This is a genomic window from Streptomyces angustmyceticus (assembly GCF_040701845.1).
Classification (GTDB): Bacteria; Actinomycetota; Actinomycetes; order Streptomycetales; family Streptomycetaceae; genus Streptomyces; species Streptomyces angustmyceticus_A.
Map to the genome: position 1 here is coordinate 173096 of NZ_JBFBHQ010000011.1, position 15659 is coordinate 188754.

Annotated in this window: 12 protein-coding genes and 1 pseudogene; 3 read left to right on the top strand and 10 right to left on the bottom strand. The window is 73.0% G+C overall.

From position 1 onward, the window contains the following. Positions 1-28: 28 nt before the first annotated feature. Complete coding sequence (locus AB0411_RS23540) at positions 29-1072, bottom strand: ABC transporter permease (RefSeq protein WP_366419247.1); 1044 nt, start codon at positions 1070-1072, stop codon at positions 29-31. Next, positions 1069-2160, bottom strand: coding sequence for an ATP-binding cassette domain-containing protein (locus AB0411_RS23545; RefSeq protein WP_437043069.1), 1092 nt, complete (start codon positions 2158-2160; stop codon positions 1069-1071). The genes AB0411_RS23540 and AB0411_RS23545 overlap by 4 nt, the downstream gene beginning before the upstream one ends. A 102-nt stretch (positions 2161-2262) precedes the next feature. On the opposite strand from AB0411_RS23545, the gene AB0411_RS23550 reads away from it, so the two are divergent. Next, entirely contained in the window at positions 2263-2880 is a 618-nt protein-coding gene (locus tag AB0411_RS23550) for a GNAT family N-acetyltransferase (RefSeq protein ID WP_366419249.1), read from the top strand. A gap of 58 nt (positions 2881-2938) precedes the next feature. Here the strand turns inward: AB0411_RS23550 and mshD are convergent, their stop codons facing one another. Continuing rightward, positions 2939-3877 carry a mycothiol synthase gene (gene mshD, locus AB0411_RS23555; RefSeq protein ID WP_366419250.1) on the bottom strand — a complete coding sequence of 313 codons (939 nt, stop codon included), beginning with the start codon at positions 3875-3877 and terminating at the stop codon, positions 2939-2941. Positions 3878-4032: 155 nt separating this feature from the next. Between mshD and AB0411_RS23560 the strand changes: the two genes are divergently transcribed. Further along, on the top strand, positions 4033-5871 hold the full coding sequence (locus AB0411_RS23560) for a bifunctional metallophosphatase/5'-nucleotidase (protein WP_366419251.1): 1839 nt from the start codon (positions 4033-4035) through the stop codon (positions 5869-5871). 61 nt (positions 5872-5932) lie between these two features. Here the strand turns inward: AB0411_RS23560 and AB0411_RS23565 are convergent. Beyond that, positions 5933-6858: pseudogene (locus tag AB0411_RS23565) on the bottom strand (phosphotransferase). A 59-nt stretch (positions 6859-6917) separates the two neighbouring features. Then, positions 6918-7799: an NAD(P)H-binding protein gene (locus AB0411_RS23570; RefSeq protein ID WP_366419252.1), complete on the bottom strand. Its 882-nt coding sequence runs from the start codon at positions 7797-7799 to the stop codon at positions 6918-6920. Positions 7800-8079: 280 nt separating this feature from the next. Between AB0411_RS23570 and AB0411_RS23575 the strand changes: the two genes are divergently transcribed. Beyond that, positions 8080-9465: an LmeA family phospholipid-binding protein gene (locus tag AB0411_RS23575; RefSeq protein ID WP_366419253.1), complete on the top strand. Its 1386-nt coding sequence runs from the start codon at positions 8080-8082 to the stop codon at positions 9463-9465. Between the two features lie 71 nt (positions 9466-9536). On the opposite strand, the gene AB0411_RS23580 is transcribed toward AB0411_RS23575, so the two are convergent. The 5 genes from AB0411_RS23580 to AB0411_RS23600 all read right to left on the bottom strand — a co-directional run bounded on the left by AB0411_RS23580 (position 9537) and on the right by AB0411_RS23600 (position 15027). Then, positions 9537-11033 (bottom strand): HAMP domain-containing sensor histidine kinase, encoded by a 1497-nt coding sequence (locus AB0411_RS23580; RefSeq protein WP_366419254.1) that lies wholly within the window; start codon positions 11031-11033, stop codon positions 9537-9539. Next, complete coding sequence (locus tag AB0411_RS23585; protein ID WP_366419255.1) at positions 11030-11767, bottom strand: response regulator transcription factor; 738 nt, start codon at positions 11765-11767, stop codon at positions 11030-11032. Before AB0411_RS23585 ends, AB0411_RS23580 begins: the two co-directional genes overlap by 4 nt. Positions 11768-11880: 113 nt before the next feature. Beyond that, positions 11881-12948: a S1C family serine protease gene (locus AB0411_RS23590; RefSeq protein WP_366419256.1), complete on the bottom strand. Its 1068-nt coding sequence runs from the start codon at positions 12946-12948 to the stop codon at positions 11881-11883. Between the two features lie 134 nt (positions 12949-13082). Next, positions 13083-14108, bottom strand: a complete 1026-nt coding sequence (locus tag AB0411_RS23595; protein ID WP_366419257.1) for a LacI family DNA-binding transcriptional regulator — start codon at positions 14106-14108, stop codon at positions 13083-13085. Between the two features lie 79 nt (positions 14109-14187). Continuing rightward, a complete protein-coding gene (locus AB0411_RS23600; RefSeq protein WP_366419258.1) occupies positions 14188-15027 on the bottom strand; it encodes a response regulator transcription factor in 840 nt (279 codons plus the stop codon). Positions 15028-15659 lie beyond the last annotated feature (632 nt).

The following is a 15659-nucleotide window of genomic DNA, read 5'->3' on the forward strand; positions in this document are numbered from 1 at the left end:
GCCGCGGCCCGCACCCCGGCCCGCCGTCTCAGCCGTGCCGGCGCCGCATCACCCGGAAGGCGACCACGGTCAGCGCCGCCGTCAGCGCCAGCACGATCCCGGCCTCGATCCACGCCAGCGGCCAGTGGTGCGAGGCCGGGTGGTGGTCCATGTACTGGCCGACCACACCGTGCTGCCGCAGGCAGTCCTCGTAACCGGCGGAGGCATCGCACGGGGAGTCGGACAGCCGGGCACCGGAGCGGGTGTAGTGCCCCTGTCCCACCAGCCACGAGTCGTCCGGCACCTGGGCCGGCCGGTTCTTCGGGAACTCGGTGGTCACGGTCGGCAGCAGATACGGCCTGAGCTGGGCCAGCACGACCTGCACCGCCACCACGGCGCCGAGGGTCACGCCCATCGACAGCACCGTACGGCGCAGCAGCAGACCGGCCAGTACGCCGATCGCCAGGGCCAGCAGGGCGTAAGCGACCGGGACGGGGCCGAGGGAGTGGAAGCCGAGGGTCGAGTACCAGTAGTAGCCGGAGACCTCGTCGCCGGCGACCTGCCAGAGCCAGCTGAAGGTCAGCGAGAGCCCCGTGCAGGCGGTGACCACGACCAGCGCGGGCAGGCCGGTCTTCGCCGCCAGCCAGCGCAGCGGGCCGACCGACTGGGTCAGGACGAGCTTGTGGGTGCCGGCCTCCAGCTCGCGGGCGATCAGCGGGGCGCCGAGGAACAGCCCGATGAGCGCGGGCAGCAGCACCAGGCCCACTTCGACCAGCCGCAGGGACGGCCCGAAGGTTTCACGGAAGGCGGTGACCGCCTTCTGGGTGCCGTCGCAGCGCGGGTCGAGGGAGATCTGCGAGCAGCCGGCGATGTGATGGGCGTCGATGAAGGCGGCCGTCTGGCCGCGCAGCACCGCGCACCAGACCGCGCCGCCGGCCGCCGCGGCCAGCAGCACGCCGAAGACCAGGCGGTGCTGGCGCCACACCAGCCAGAGGAGCCCGCCCAGCGGCGCACGGCCGTCCATCTCCCGGGTTCCGCCCGGATCGCCCGTCGTGCCGCGCCCGTTCGTACCGGGGTGTGCCGTGGTGGTCATGCCGCCGCTCCCTTGCCGCTGTGGTGGTCGTGCCATGTGCCCGCCGCGCCGCCCGGCGGGGTGTCCCGGCCGCCCGGACGGCTCCTCGGGCCGGGCGGTCCGTTGCGCGGCATGCCGGGGATCCCCGGCTTGTTGCCGGGCCGGCGGTGCCACCGCGCCGGGACCGGCTCCGCGCTCGGCGCTATCAGTGCGGGCGCGTCGGGCGCGCGCAGATAGGCGAGCAGAAGTTCCTCCAGGGACGGTTCGGCGGTCTCCCAGGGCCCGGCGGCGACCGTGCCCTTGCGCCGTACGACCGCGGTGAAGCGACGCCCCGACGTCTGGGTGTCGATGACCGTGTGGGCCGCGATCGCCGGTGGCAGCGCCGCGTCCCGGTGCGCCCCCATCACCAGGGCGTGCGCGCCGATGAGGTCGTCGACCTCGCCCGCGAGCCGGACCCGGCCGCCGCCCAGCACCAGCAGGTAGTCGCAGACCCCGTCCAGCTCGGCGAGCAGGTCCGAGGACAGCACGACGGTCGTGCCGTGCTCGGCGGCCTGGGCCAGCAGCAGTGCGGTCGTCCGGTGCCGGGCGAGCGGGTCGAGACCGGCCAGCGGCTCGTCGAGCAGCAGGAGTTCGGGGCTCTTGGCGAAGGCGAGGGCGAGCCCCAGGAGGGTGCGCTGCCCGCCGGAGAGGGTGCCGGCCCGGGCGTCGAGGGGCACCCGGCCCTCCCGGACGATCCGCTCGGCGCACCGCGCGTTCCAGCGGCCGGGGTTGAGCCCGCGGCCCAGCCGCAGCGTCTCGGCGACCGTCAGCCGGGGGTAGAGGGGCGTGCCCTGGGTGAGGTGGGCGATCCGGGCGCGGTTCGCGGCGGTGGCCGGGGCCGCGCCGCCGACCCGTACGGTCCCCTCGCCGGGGCGGGTCAGGCCGGAGACGAGCGAGAGCAGGGTGCTCTTTCCGGAGCCGCCGGGCCCGACCAGTGCGCAGATGCGGCCGGCCGGCAGCCGGAAGGTGCAGTCGCGCAGGGCCCAGCGGAGGCGGTGGCGCCTGCCGAGGCCGATCGCCTCGACGGCGGTGCGCCCCGAGGCGCGGCCGGTCACCTGGTCCGTAGCCATCGGCCGCATCACCCGTCCCCCCGAGTCATTCCACTAATTAAGTAGTGAAAGGGTGGGGGAAATGGGCTGCACCTGTCAACCTCCGCTGCCTACGCTGCCCGGGTGCCCACACCCTCCGCACCCGTGACGCCGCCGCTGCCGTACACCCCCGGCTACCCGATACGCACCGAACGCCTGGATCTGCGCCCCGTCACCCCCGACGACCTCCCCGCGATCCACGCCTACCAGCGCCGCCCCGAGGTCTGCCGCTACCTCTACTGGGGCCCCCTCGACGAGGCCGGATCCCGGGCCTCGGTCGCCGCCAAGGCCGCCCGCACCACGCTGCGCGAGTCCGGCGACCTCCTCCAGCTCGCCGTCGTCGTCCGCGAGACCGGCACCCTGGTCGGCGACGTCACCTTCGTCTGGCGGAGCAGCGCGCACCGCCAGGGCGGCATCGGCTACGTCTTCCACCCCGACCACGCCGGCCACGGCTACGCCACCGAGGCGAGCCGGGCGCTGCTGAAGCTGGGCTTCGAGGAGCTGCACCTGCACCGCATCCAGGCCGAGTTGGACGGGCGCAACACCGCCTCGGCCCGGCTGCTCGAACGGCTGGGGATGCGCCGGGAGGGCCATCTGCGGGAGAACGAGTTCCTCGACGGGGAGTGGAGCGACGAGGTCGTCTACGCGATGCTGGCGCGCGAATGGCGGGCGCAGCGGGACGAGCGCGCCCGGCAGCAGTGACGAAGCGGGGCGGACCCTGAAGGGCCCGCCCCGCGGCATGCTCGTCCGGCGCCCGCTCTCACGTCTCCGAGCGGTACATCAGATCCGTCTCGTGCGTGGCGAACCCCATGCGCTCGTACACGCTCACCGCCGCCGCGTTGTCCGCGTCGACATAGAGCATCGCCGTCGGCAGCCCCTGGCCCGCCAGGTGCCGCAGCCCGACCGAGGTCAGCGCCTTGCCGAGGCCCCCGCCCTGGGCGCCCGGCCGCACGCCGAGCACATAGACCTCACCGAGGCCCTCGTCGGCGTGCACCTTGGTCCAGTGGAAGCCGACCAGCCGGCCGTCCTTCTCCGCCAGGAAGAAGCCCTTCGGGTCGAACCACGCCTCGCCCTTGCGGTCGTCCAGATCGCGCTGGATCAGCGAACCCTGCTCCGGGTGGTGCGCGAACGCCTCCGCGTTCACCTCCAGCCAGGCCGCGTCGTCGGTGCCCGGCTGGAAGGTCCGTACGGACACCCCCTCGGGGAACACCGGCTCCGGCAGCTCCAGGTCCGTCAGCGAGCGCCGCATCTGGCGCAGCTCCCGGAACATCGTCAGCCCGAGGGTCTGGGCGAGGTGCCGGGCGGCCGGATGCCCGCCGTGGGCCCAGACCCGCAGCCGGCGCCCGGACTGCTCCAGCAGCTCGCTGCCCAGCGCCCGGCCGTGCCCGCGGCCGCGGTGGCCCGGGTGCACCACCAGCTCGGCGGCCGGTGCCTCCACCGGGTCGGTGTCCTCCAGTTGCCCGTACGCGACCAGCTCCTCGGCCTCGTCGCCGCGCGAGTACAGCAGCACATGGCGCACGCCCGGGCGCACGCCCCCGCGCAGCTGCAGCCGCCCCTGCTCGGACACGGCGGGCTGCCCGTCCGTACGGGCGGCCCGCTCGATCAGCCCGGCGACGGCCACGGCCTCCTCCGGCGCGAGCTCGTCGACCACCTGGATCCTGCGGCCGGCCCGGCCCATCTCCTGTGCAGCGTCAGTCATGTGTGAAGCGTACGACCCTGCCGGGCTCCCGGCGGGGCGCCACCCGCGCTCCCCCGACCCTGTCGGCAACCAGCCCGTAACCCGGGGACCCCTGTTGCGCTACGCGCGTCGACAATAAGCTGCCGTCCGCTCAGGACCATCCAGGAGGGGACCACATGCCAGCGACACCGCAACGGGGCCGCACCGTACGAAGATTGACGATCGGCGCCGCCGTACTGGCCGCCGCCGGGCTCACCGCCGCCGCCCTGCCGGCCGGCGCCGACACCGGCCACGCCGCCCGCGCCGGCCGCACCGTCGATGTGCAGCTGCTCTCCTTCAACGACTTCCACGGCAACCTCGAACCGCCGCAGGGCTCCTCCGGCACGGTCGAGGAGGCCCAGCCGGACGGCAGCAAGAAGAGCATCCCGGCGGGCGGCGTGGAGTACCTCGCGCAGTCCCTGCGCACGGCCCGCAAGGGTCACCCCTACTCGGTCACCGCCGCGGCCGGCGACCTCGTCGGGGCCAGCCCGCTGCTGTCCGGACTGTTCCACGACGAGCCGACCATCGAGGCCATGAACAGGCTGGGCCTGGACGTCACCTCGGTCGGCAACCACGAATTCGACGAGGGCCGGACCGAGTTGACCCGCCTGCAGAAGGGCGGCTGCCACCCGAAGGACGGCTGCTACGAGCACGGCAAGAAGTTCCGGGGCGCGGACTTCCCGTACCTCACCGCCAACGTCACGGACGAGAAGACCGGCAAGCCGCTGCTCCGGCCGTACACCGTCTGGAAGCACAAGGACGTCAAGATCGGCTTCATCGGGGTGACCCTGGAGGGCACGCCGGACATCGTCAACGCCGACGGCATCAAGGGCCTGAAGTTCCACGACGAGGTCGCCACGATCAACAAGTACGCCAAGGTGCTGAACAAGCAGGGCGTGAAGTCGATCGTCGCCCTCATCCACGAGGGCGGCATGCCCGCCTCCTCCTCGTACAACTACCACTGCGACAGCCCCGGGCCCGGATCGGGGTCCCCCCGGGCGTCCAGCACCGGGGGAGGCATCTCCGGCCCGATCACCGACATCGCCAAGCACGTCACGTCGAAGGTCGACGCGCTGGTCACCGGCCACACCCACCAGGCCTACGCCTGCACCATCCCGGACCCGTCCGGCCGGCCGCGCACCGTCACGTCCGCCGCGTCCTACGGCAAGCTCTACACCGACACCACGCTGACCTACGACCGCCGCACCCACGACATCGTGCGGACCAGCGTCAAGGCCCCCGGCGCGGCCAACCACGTCGTCGACCGCACCCAGCCCAAGGCCGCGGACATGACGTCGCTGATCACCCGCTGGAACAAGCTGGCCGCGCCGGTCGCCGGCCGCCCCGTCGGCCACATCTCCGCCGACATCGCGGGCCGGGGTGCCACGACCCCCGAGTCGCCGCTCGGCGATGTCATCGCCGACGCCCAGCTGGAGGCCACCGCGGCCGACGGCAAGGGCAGCGCCCAGCTCGCTCTGATGAACCCCGGAGGGGTGCGCTCCGACCTCGCCTTCAAGGCGTCCGGCTCGGAGGGCGACGGGGTGGTCACCTACGGGGAGGCGTTCACCGTCCAGCCGTTCACCAACATGATGAACGTCGTCGACCTCACCGGCGCCCAGCTGCTGACCGCACTCCAGCAGCAGGTCAGCGGCCCCAACGAGGCCTCCCCCAAGATCCTCCAGGTCTCCAGGGGCCTCACCTACACCCTCGACATGACCAAGAAGGGCGCCGACCGCGTCGTCAAGGACTCGGTGAAGCTCAACGGCACGGCCCTCGACCCGGCCAAGACCTACCGCGTCGCGATGAACGAGTTCCTGGCCGGCGGCGGCGACGGCTTCGCCGCCTTCAAGGACGGCGCGAACAAGTACGTCGGCCCCTCCGACCTCGACGCCTTCACCGCCTACCTGACCGCCCACTCCTCGGCGGCCGGCCCCCTCACCCCGCCGAAGGCGGACCGGATCACGGTCGTGAAGTAACGCGCGGCAGCGCACGGGCGGCCGGTGGCCCACCGGCCGCCCTTCTTCCTGCCCGCCCCCGCTACTCCGTCCCGAACCAGGTCTCCGCGAGGGAGTCCAGAGTCGGTTCGGGCGGGGCGGGCAGTTCGCGCAGGTACCAGGGCAGGTTGCTGTAGCGGTGCAACAGGGTGTGGGCGAGGAGTTCGACGGGGGCGAAGGTCCCGCCGTAGGCGCGGAAGATGCGGGAGAGGAGGCGGGGGTCGCCGCGGGAGACGAAGAGGCCGACGGCGACGAAGTCGTAGGCGCGGGACCCGATCATGGCGGGTTCGAAGTCGAGGAGTCCGGTCAGCCGCCACTCGTCGTGCTCGTCGACGGTCAGATGCTGCCGCATGAACTCGGTGTGGAGGAGGACGCCCGGCCCGGGAGCGGCCAGGGGCGCCGCGCCGAGGAAGCCGGGGATCTGCTCCAGCCAGGGTTCGGGCAGGCCGCGGGCGCGCTGCCGGGCGACCGCCGTGCCGCGCCGGCTGCCGGTGAAGGCGTCCCAGTCGCCGGGGCCGAGCACCTCGGCCAGCGGTGACGTGTCCAGGGCGTGCAGGGCGGCCAGGGTCTCCCCGCCTCGGTGGCGATCCGGTCCCGCTCGGCCGGGGGTATCCGCGGCCAGGCGACGGCCAGATCGGTGCCGCGCAGCCGGGACATCAGGACGTAGCGCCAGCCGTTCTCGTACGCGCCGGCGTCGTGGACGTAGGGGGTGGGGACGGGGAGCCGGCCCTGCAGATGGGCGAGCACCCGGGCCTCGGCCGCCCCGTCGTCGGCGGCGACGGCCGGGAAGAGCTTGAGGACATAGCGGTCCCCGACGGCGTAGACGGGCTGGGAGCCGGTGGGAAAGCGGACCAGGGGGCCCGCGCGCAGACCGAGCCGGTCGCAGAGCGCGGCGGCGCCCGGCCGCATCACCGCTTCGTCGGGGACGATCGCGTCCCGCTCGTCGTCCGTGTCCACACGAGGCAGCATGCGCGGACGGTAGGACGGGGAAAGGCCGGGCGGCAAAGGGTTTTCGGCGGCCGGAGCGGTCAGGAGAAGTCGGCGGCGTGGTCCTGTGCCCACCGGGCGAAGGTCCGGGCCGGGCGGCCGGTGACCCGCTCGACGGCGTCCGAGACGGGGAAGGGCGGCGCGTCGACGGTCTCGCCGAACATCCGGACCAGTTCCCGTGCGGCGTCCTTGGTCAGGTACCGCCCCACCATCGCCTCGGCCGCCTCCTCCTCGGAGATCTGCTCGACCTCGATCTCCCGGCCCGTCGCCCGTCCGATCGCGGCGACCTGCTGGGCGAGGGTCATCAGCTCCGGGCCGGTGACGACGTACGCCCGGCCGAGGTGCGCGCCGGTGCGGTCCAGCAGGGCGACGGCCGCGACATCGGCGAGGTCGGCCTCGTGGACGGGGACGCTCTGGGCCCCCGGGTGCGCCTCGCGCACCACACCGGACGCGCGGATCGAGGGGGCCCAGGCCAGGGCGTTGGTGGCGTAGTTGCCGCCGCGTACGACGGTCCACTCCAGGCCGCTGTCGCGCACCGCGCGCTCCAGTCCGGCGTGCATCCGGGCGATGAAGTGGGTGTCGTCGGCCGGGGTATCGGTCACCGCCATCGAGGAGTTGAGCACCACCCGGCGGACCCCGGCCCGGACGGCGGCGTCGAGCACCGCGACCGCGGCCCGGTCGCCGCCGGCCGCGAGATTGAGGAACAGCGCGTCGGCGCCGGCCAGCAGCGGCGCGAGGTCGCCGGTTCCGGTGAGGTCGGCGCGGACCGTCTCGGCGCCGGCCGGCAGCCCGGCGCGCACCGGATCGCGGGTCAGCGCGCGCACCGCCGCGCCGTCGGCGAGGAGCCGGCCGACAAGACTGCGGCCGATGTTGCCCGTTGCCCCGGACACCACGATCAGGGAGCGGTCTTCGTGCGACGTCATGGGATGACCACCGTCTTCCGTTTGCCGGTCGGAGGAACTCATGGAGCCGAGTGAGCGGGAGGGTGCGCCGGGCGGACAAGGGGGGACAGGGCGGACGGAGTTCGACGGGCCCTGACAAGGTGTGCACTGTCGCCCAGGTCACCAAGAGGTGTGACGGTAGTTCAGGTCGGCCCACAAGCGGGGCAATTTTTCATCAAGACCGACGCGACAACCTTCGCGTATCAGACTTACTGCCGGTACAACTTGCGTTCGAGGGTCCCGCCCATGGTGGGATGGACGGATGCGAACCCCCACACGCATACCTGCGTCCCCGCCCTCGCCGACCGGCCGGCACCACTTTGCCGCCGCCGCGACGGGCGACCCGGACGACTCCACCGGGGACACCAGAACGCTCGGCGCGGTCAACCCGTACGCGGACCTGGCGGCGCTCGCCGACCCGGAACCGGAGCCCGGCCCGGAGACCGACGCGTTCGACGCCGCGGGCACGCCCCGGCGCCGCACCTACCTCAACGAGCGCGACGACAGCGACGATCCGCTGGGCCTGGGCCTGCGCTCGGACGACGAGGCCGACGGCGAGGCCTGGAAGCCGCCGAACCACCGCCGCAAGAAGCGCGGCCTCAGCCGGTTCGCCGCCATCCCGTTCGCCCTGAAGCTGCTGGTCACCGTCCTGGTCGGCGTCTCGTTCCTCACCCTCTTCGACCGGTTCGCGGTGCTGTACGCGCAGAACAAGACCGCGGAGAAGGTGAAGGACGCGCTGCACCTGAACGCCACTCCCGAGGTCGACATCAAGGGATTCCCGTTCCTCACCCAGGTCATGGACAAGCGCGTCGACCAGGTGAAGGTCACCATCCCCGATGTCGCCGCCGACCGGGTCTCGCTGGCGAAGTTCGAGGCCACCGCGCACGACGTCCGTATCGAAGGCGATCTGCCCAGCTCCATCAAGGGCGCCACGATCGGCCGCATGGACGGCAACGTGCTGCTCGCCTTCGACGACATGAACCGTGAACTGGGCGCCTCCCAGGTGAAGTTCAGCGAAATGGGCCCCAACGCGGTCCGCGCGGTCGGCCGGCTGCCGATCGCCGGCCACGAACTGCGCGTACGGGCCGAGGCGCGCATCCAGCGGGCCGGCGACCGCGGTATCTCCACCAACATCAGCCGGATGCGCCTGGACATCGGCGACGTCGCCGTCTACCGCCCCGGCACCGGCAAGGAGGAGGGCCTGCGGCTGACCCGCAAGACCGCCGCCGAGCTCAGCCGGCAGGCCGAGAAGGTCAAGGCGATGCTCAGCATCCCGGCGATCGTCGACCGCATCGGCATCCCCGAGGCCGCCATCCAGGACGCGATGAACAGCGAGGAGAAGCTCCACGAGCTGACCGGCTCGCCGCGCTTCATCCAGAAGCTGATGAAGGTCAACCTCGTCGACGTGGTGGCGGACCACCCGTGGCTGCTGCAGAAGGTCGGCATCGACCCGAAGATCCTCGGCACGCTCACCGGGCTCACCAAGCCGCAGCTCGCCGACCAGCTGTCGCTGTCCTTCCAGCTCCCCAAGACGCCCGGGGACGTCCGGCTGCGGCACATCTCCGTCGAGCGGGACGGCATCCGCGCCGAGCTCTCGGGGAAGGACCTGCCGTTCGGGGACGCGGCGAAGAAGCAACACGGGAAGTAGCGGCCCGCCGGAGCACACCGGCAGAGCGCACCGCAGGGGCGGCGTCTTGGGGGACGCCGCCCCTGCGGCTTCTACGGTCCCGGGGGCGGGCCGGGCGGCCTCGGCGGCGGCTGCGGCATCCCGGGCGGCGGCGTCGCGGCGCCCGGCAGCGTCAGCACCGCCTCCGTGCCGCCGACGTCGGCGGACCGCAGCCGTACGGCGCCGCCCGCCGCCTCCGCCGTGCGCGCCACGATCGACAGCCCCAGACCGCTGCCCGGCAGGCTGCGCGCGGACGGCGAGCGCCAGAACCGTTCGAAGACGTGCGGCAGTTCGTCCTGCGGGATACCGGGGCCGTGATCGCGCACGGTCAGCTCGCCGCGTGCCAGCCGGACCTCGACGGTGCCGCCGGGCGGGCTGAACTTCACCGCGTTGTCGAGCAGGTTCACCACCGCGCGCTCCAGCGCGGCCGGCTCGGCCCGTACGTACCAGGGGGCCAGGTCCGCCTCGACGGTCAGCGACGGGCCGCGCAGCCGGGCCCGCTCCAGCGCCGAGCCGACGATCTCGTGCAGCGCCACGACCTCGACGGCGCTGTGCCCCGGCGCCGGCGGCCGCGACAGCTCCTGCAGATCGCCGATCAGCGCCGCCAGCTCCCCCATCTGCGCCTTCACCGAGGCCAGCAGCGCCTCCTTGTCGGCGGGCGGGATCGGCCGGCCGGACCGCTCGCTGCGCACCAGCAGGTCGATGTTGGTGCGCAGCGAGGTCAGCGGCGTGCGCAGCTCATGGCCCGCGTCCGCGATCAACTGCTGCTGGAGGTCGCGGGACGCGGCCAGCGCGGCGGTCATGGAGTTGAAGGAGCGGGAGAGCCGGGCGATCTCGTCGTCGCCGTCGGCCGGGATGCGGATGGCCAGGTCCTCGGTGCGGGCGACGTGCTCGACGGCGTCGGTCAGCCGGTCCACCGGCTTGAGACCGGAGCGCGCGATGACCAGCCCCGCCGTGCCGGCACCGACGACGCCCAGCCCGGCCACCGCCGCCAGCAGCAGCGCGAGCCGGTTCAGGGCGCTGTCGATCTCGGTCAGCGGCCGCGAGATGGACACCGCGAACTGCACGCCCTCGACCCCGATGTGCTTGGTCAGCACCCGGACGTCCGTGCCCTCGGTGGTGACGGCGTCGTGCAGGGTGTCGCGCTGCACGCCCTGCGCCACCGCGACGTCCGCGCGCTGCACCTGCACGGGCTGGGAGTTGGGTCCGATGCAGCGTGAGCCGTCGACCTGGACGATCTGGACGTTGTAGTACGACGGCGGGGCGTTCTTGCTCTCGGCGGGGTCGGTGGGCCGGCAGCTGGCGTACGTCGCCTGCAGATACTGCGGCAGGACGCTGACGTTCTTCAGCGAACTGTCCACCTCGTCGCGCAGCTGGGCGCGGGTGAGCAGCCAGCAGGCCAGCGCGGAGACCGCCACCGCCACCGCCACCGCCACCGCGGTGAGCAGGGTCAGCCGCGAGCGCAGCGGCAGCCGCGCGATCCGGGCGCCGAGCCGGCTCTGCGCGGGGCCCGTGCCCCCCGTCGTGTGCGCGTGGGTCGGCTCGGTCATTCGGCGCCGCCGTCCGTCCGCAGGACGTAGCCGACCCCCCGCACGGTGTGCACCAGCCGCGGCTCGCCGCCCGCTTCCGTCTTGCGGCGCAGATACATCACGTACACATCGAGGGAGTTGGAGGTGGGTTCGAAGTCGAAGCCCCAGACGGCCTTCAGGATCTGCTCCCGGGTGAGGACCTGCCGCGGATGCGCGAGGAACATCTCCAGCAGGGTGAACTCGGTACGGGTCAGCTCGACATGGCGGCCGCCCCGGGTCACCTCGCGGGTCGCCAGGTCCATCCGCAGATCGGCGAAGCTCAGCGTCTCGCCCTCCTCGGGCGGGGCGCCGGCCGCCGCCGCGTAGGAGCTGCGGCGCAGCAGGGCGCGGATCCGGGCGAGCAGCTCGTCCAGCTCGAAGGGCTTGACGAGGTAGTCGTCGGCGCCGGCGTCCAGGCCCGTGACACGGTCCCCGACCGTGTCACGGGCGGTCAGCATCAGGATCGGCACCCGCACCCCGCTCGCCCGCAGCCTGCGGGCGGCGGTCAGCCCGTCCATCCGGGGCATCAGCACGTCCAGGACGATCAGTTCCGGGTCGTAGGCGGCGACCTTCTCGACCGCGTCCAGCCCGTCCACCGCCTGCTCGGTGACGTACCCCTCGAAGACCAGGGAACGCTGCAGGGCCTCCCGGACCGCGGGCTCGTCGTCGACGATCAGGATGCGGGCGGGATGGTCACCGTGCTCGGCGGGGCTCATGCGCGACTACCTCGGGTGGGATACGGAACGGCCGGTGCTCAGCCTTGCACGGCGGCGGGCGGCGGGGAGGGGTGACGCGGAGGATCGCGCGCCGGGGCCGGGCGGGCGGCCGGTCAGACGCCGCTGCTGCCGCCGCTCCCGCCGTCGCGCAGCGCGTCGAGGTCGGCCTTGACGGTGTTGATCGGGATGGCGAAGCCGAGGCCGACGCTGCCCGCCGAGCTGCTCGACGCCGAACTCGGCGAGTACATCGCGGAGTTGATGCCGATGATCTGTCCCTGCATATTGATCAGGGCGCCACCGGAGTTGCCCGGGTTGAGCGAGGCGTCGGTCTGGATGGCCTTGTACGAGGTCTTCGACGAGCCGGTGTCGCCGTTGTACTGGTTGCCGCCGAACTCGAACGGCCAGCCCCCGCCGTCGCCCGGACCGCCCTGACCCTGGCCCTGGTCCTGCCCCTGCCCCTCCTCCTTGGGAACGGTGACGTCCCGGTTGAGGGCGGAGACGATACCGCTGGTCACGGACCCGGTGAGCCCCTCGGGCGAGCCGATCGCCACCACCTGGTCGCCGACCGCGATCTTGTCGGAGTCGCCGAGCGAGGCCGCGGTCAGGCCCTTGGCGCCGCGCACCGTGACCAGCGCCAGGTCCTTGCCGGGGTCGGTGCCGGTGACCTGCGCCGTCTTCCGGCTGCCGTCGCTGAAGGTGACGGTGACCGTGCGCGCACCGGACACCACGTGGTTGTTGGTGACGATCTCGCCGTTGCCGGAGACCACCACGCCCGAGCCGGTGGACTCCCCGCTGCCGGTCCGCGCCTTGATCTCCACGATCGCCGGGCTGACCGCCTTGGCCACCCCCGAGACGCCGCTGCCGCTGCTCTTGCCCGCGTTGACCAGCGGAGTGGAGGGGCCGCTCGATGCCGACTGGGTGGTGGCGCCGGCGATCAGCGCCGCGCTGCCCCCGCCGATGAGACCCGAGGCGAGTGCCACGGCCGCGATCAGCGCGACCGGACGGCGGGCCCGGCGCCGGGATCCCGGTGCGTACGCGGGTGGCGGGGGGAACGCGTGCTCCCCCGCGGCCCGGGCGCCGTGGCCCGCTTCATGGCCGGGCTGCCGGCCGTAGTGGTCGCCGTACCCGAACGGCCCGTCCTGGGGCATCTCGTCGCCGCTTCGGCGGTAGCTCTCGGTCATGGGGACAACTCTTCCGCCGGTCCATGAGAGCAGCGTGAGAACGCCCTGAGAGACCCGACAGAACCGTATATGCCCGGTATAAAGACGGCCCGGTCAGCGGAACGGGCCGCCCCCGCCGGCCGCCGACGCCCCCGTCAGCCGCCGCAGCCGCAGGACCGCCGCACCACCAGCCGCGACGGGAACTGCCGCAGCCGCTCCCGCCGGGAGCCGACCACCCGCAGCCCGTCGTCCAGCACCAGGTCCACCGCGGCCCGCGCCATCGCCTGGCGGTCCGAGGCGACCGTGGTCAGCGGCGGATCGGTCAGCCCGGCTTCCTTCACATCGTCGAAGCCCGCGACCGCCAGCTCGCCCGGCACATCGATCCGCAGCTCACGGGCGGCCCGCAGCACTCCGATCGCCTGGTCGTCGGTCGCGCACATCAGGGCCGGCGGCCGGTCCGGGCCCGCCAGCAGCTTCAGCGCGACCTGGTAGGCGTCGTAGCGGTTGTACGGCGCCTGGAAGTAGCGCCCTTCCGTCGCCTTCCCGGACTCCAGCATGGCCCGCCGCCAGCCCTCGACATGGTCGGTGACCGGGTCGCCGGACTTCGGGGTCTCCTCCGTGCCGCCGAGGAACGCGACGTAGGGGTGGCCGTGCTCCAGCAGGTGCCGGGTCGCCAGCTGCGCGCCCCAGACGTCGTCCGTCATCACCGCGACGTCGTCGATGGCGTCCGGCCGTCGGTGCAGCAGCACCACCCGGGCGTCCCAGGCGTCGATCTCGGCGGCGGCGTGCTCGCTGGGCCCCTGGCTGATCAGGATCAGCCCGGACACCCGCATCCCGAGGAACGCGCGCAGGTAGTGCACCTCGCGCTCGTCGAGATAGTTCGCGTTGCCGACCAGGACCATCTTCCCGCGCTCGGCGGCGGCCTGTTCGACGGCGTGCGCCATCTCCGCGAAGAACGGCTGCCGGGTGTCCGGCACGATCAGGCCTATGAGGTCGGTACGGCGGGACGCCATCGCCTGCGCGACCCGGTCCGGCCGGTAGCCCAGCTCCTTGATCGCGGCGAGTACCCGCTCGCGCGTGGCCGGGGCGACCGGCCGTGGTCCGTTGTTGATGACGTAACTGACAACGGCGGTGGACGTACCCGCCAGTCTTGCCACATCATCCCGCGTCACCTTGGCCACGCGCGGCAGTCTACGCGGGTGGCGCAAGAGCGTGTGCGGCAGTTCACCGCGGGTTCACGGCCTGCCGCACCCGACTCCGCTACCGGCGCCCCGCCCGCACCCCCGGAGCGTCCGCACCCGAGGCCACCGCCTTCCCCGAGCCGTCACCGCTCCCGGACCCGCGGCCCTCGGCCGGCTCCGCGGCGGCGGCGGACTTCGCCGCCTTCGCCGCGTCCTCCTTGGCCTTGGCCTCCGCCGCGCGCTCCACCTTCTCCGGCGTCACGAAGCGGTAGCCGACGTTGCGGACCGTGCCGATCAGCGACTCGTGCTCGGGCCCGAGCTTCGCCCGCAGCCGCCGGACGTGCACATCGACCGTCCGCGTACCGCCGAAGTAGTCGTAGCCCCACACCTCCTGCAGGAGCTGGGCGCGGGTGAAGACCCGGCCCGGGTGCTGCGCCAGGTACTTCAGCAGCTCGAACTCCTTGAAGGTCAGGTCCAGGACCCGCCCCTTCAGCTTCGCGCTGTAGGTCGCCTCGTCCACCGAGAGATCGCCGTTGCGGATCTCCATCGGGCTGTCGTCGGTCGAGATCTGCTGGCGGCCCATCGCCAGCCGCAGCCGCGCCTCCACCTCGGCGGGCCCCGCGGTGTCCAGCAGGACGTCGTCGACGCCCCAGTCCGCGGTGACGGCGGCGAGCCCGCCCTCGGTCACCACCAGGACCAGCGGACAGCCGGGCCCCGTGGACCGCAGCAGCTGGCACAGCGAGCGGACGTGCGGAAGATCGCGGCGGCCGTCGATCAGTATGACGTCGGCGCCTGGAGTGTCGATGAGAGCCGGGCCCTCGGCCGGAGCCACCCGCACGCTGTGCAGCAGCAGGCCGAGCGCGGGGAGCACCTCCGTCGACGGCTGGAGTGCGTTGGTCAGCAACAGGAGTGAACTCACTTGCGACCACCTACCCGCTTCCCGGGGTGTTCCATCCTCCGCTGCTGCGTCCGGTCCTGCCTGCTTCGCTCGCCCATGACGTCTGGTTCCTCCTCGGTCCCTGCGACGGGGGGCACCTCCCGGCCTCGGCCGGGGGAGTCTGCGGCACTGCTTCGTACGGTTCCCTCAGCCACGCGACGGGGGCGGCTGAAAGCACAAAAGGACCCGGGGGCTACGCTGCCCGGATCCTTCTTGCCCAGCAGGATAGCTCACATGGCGGCTCGACCGGAGGTCGGTTCGCCGCTTCTTGTGTTCTGTCGATCACGTCGGGTGTCCGCGAGGGCTTGCCGCCGGGCGCCGCCGACGCCCCGGTCCGGGGGCGCCTCGCGCCCCCGGGATCCCCCATCTGAAGCGGATCCGGCCGTGTCGGCCGGTCACTCGCCGACGGGGTGCGCCCGGGGCTTCGTGGGCGCGGCGGGAGTCCGCGCAAATTCTTCTGGGGACGTCCCACGATGTGGAATGCCTTCCCACGTTTTCGGCTGTCTCGCCGTTGCGCCTGCGGCGGGCGGTGCCGCTGCGCGGGGCTGTCGGGTGCCGGTGACGGGCCTGCGCGGGTGGGTGTCCGGACTGCTTCGCTTTACGTCCGGACACCC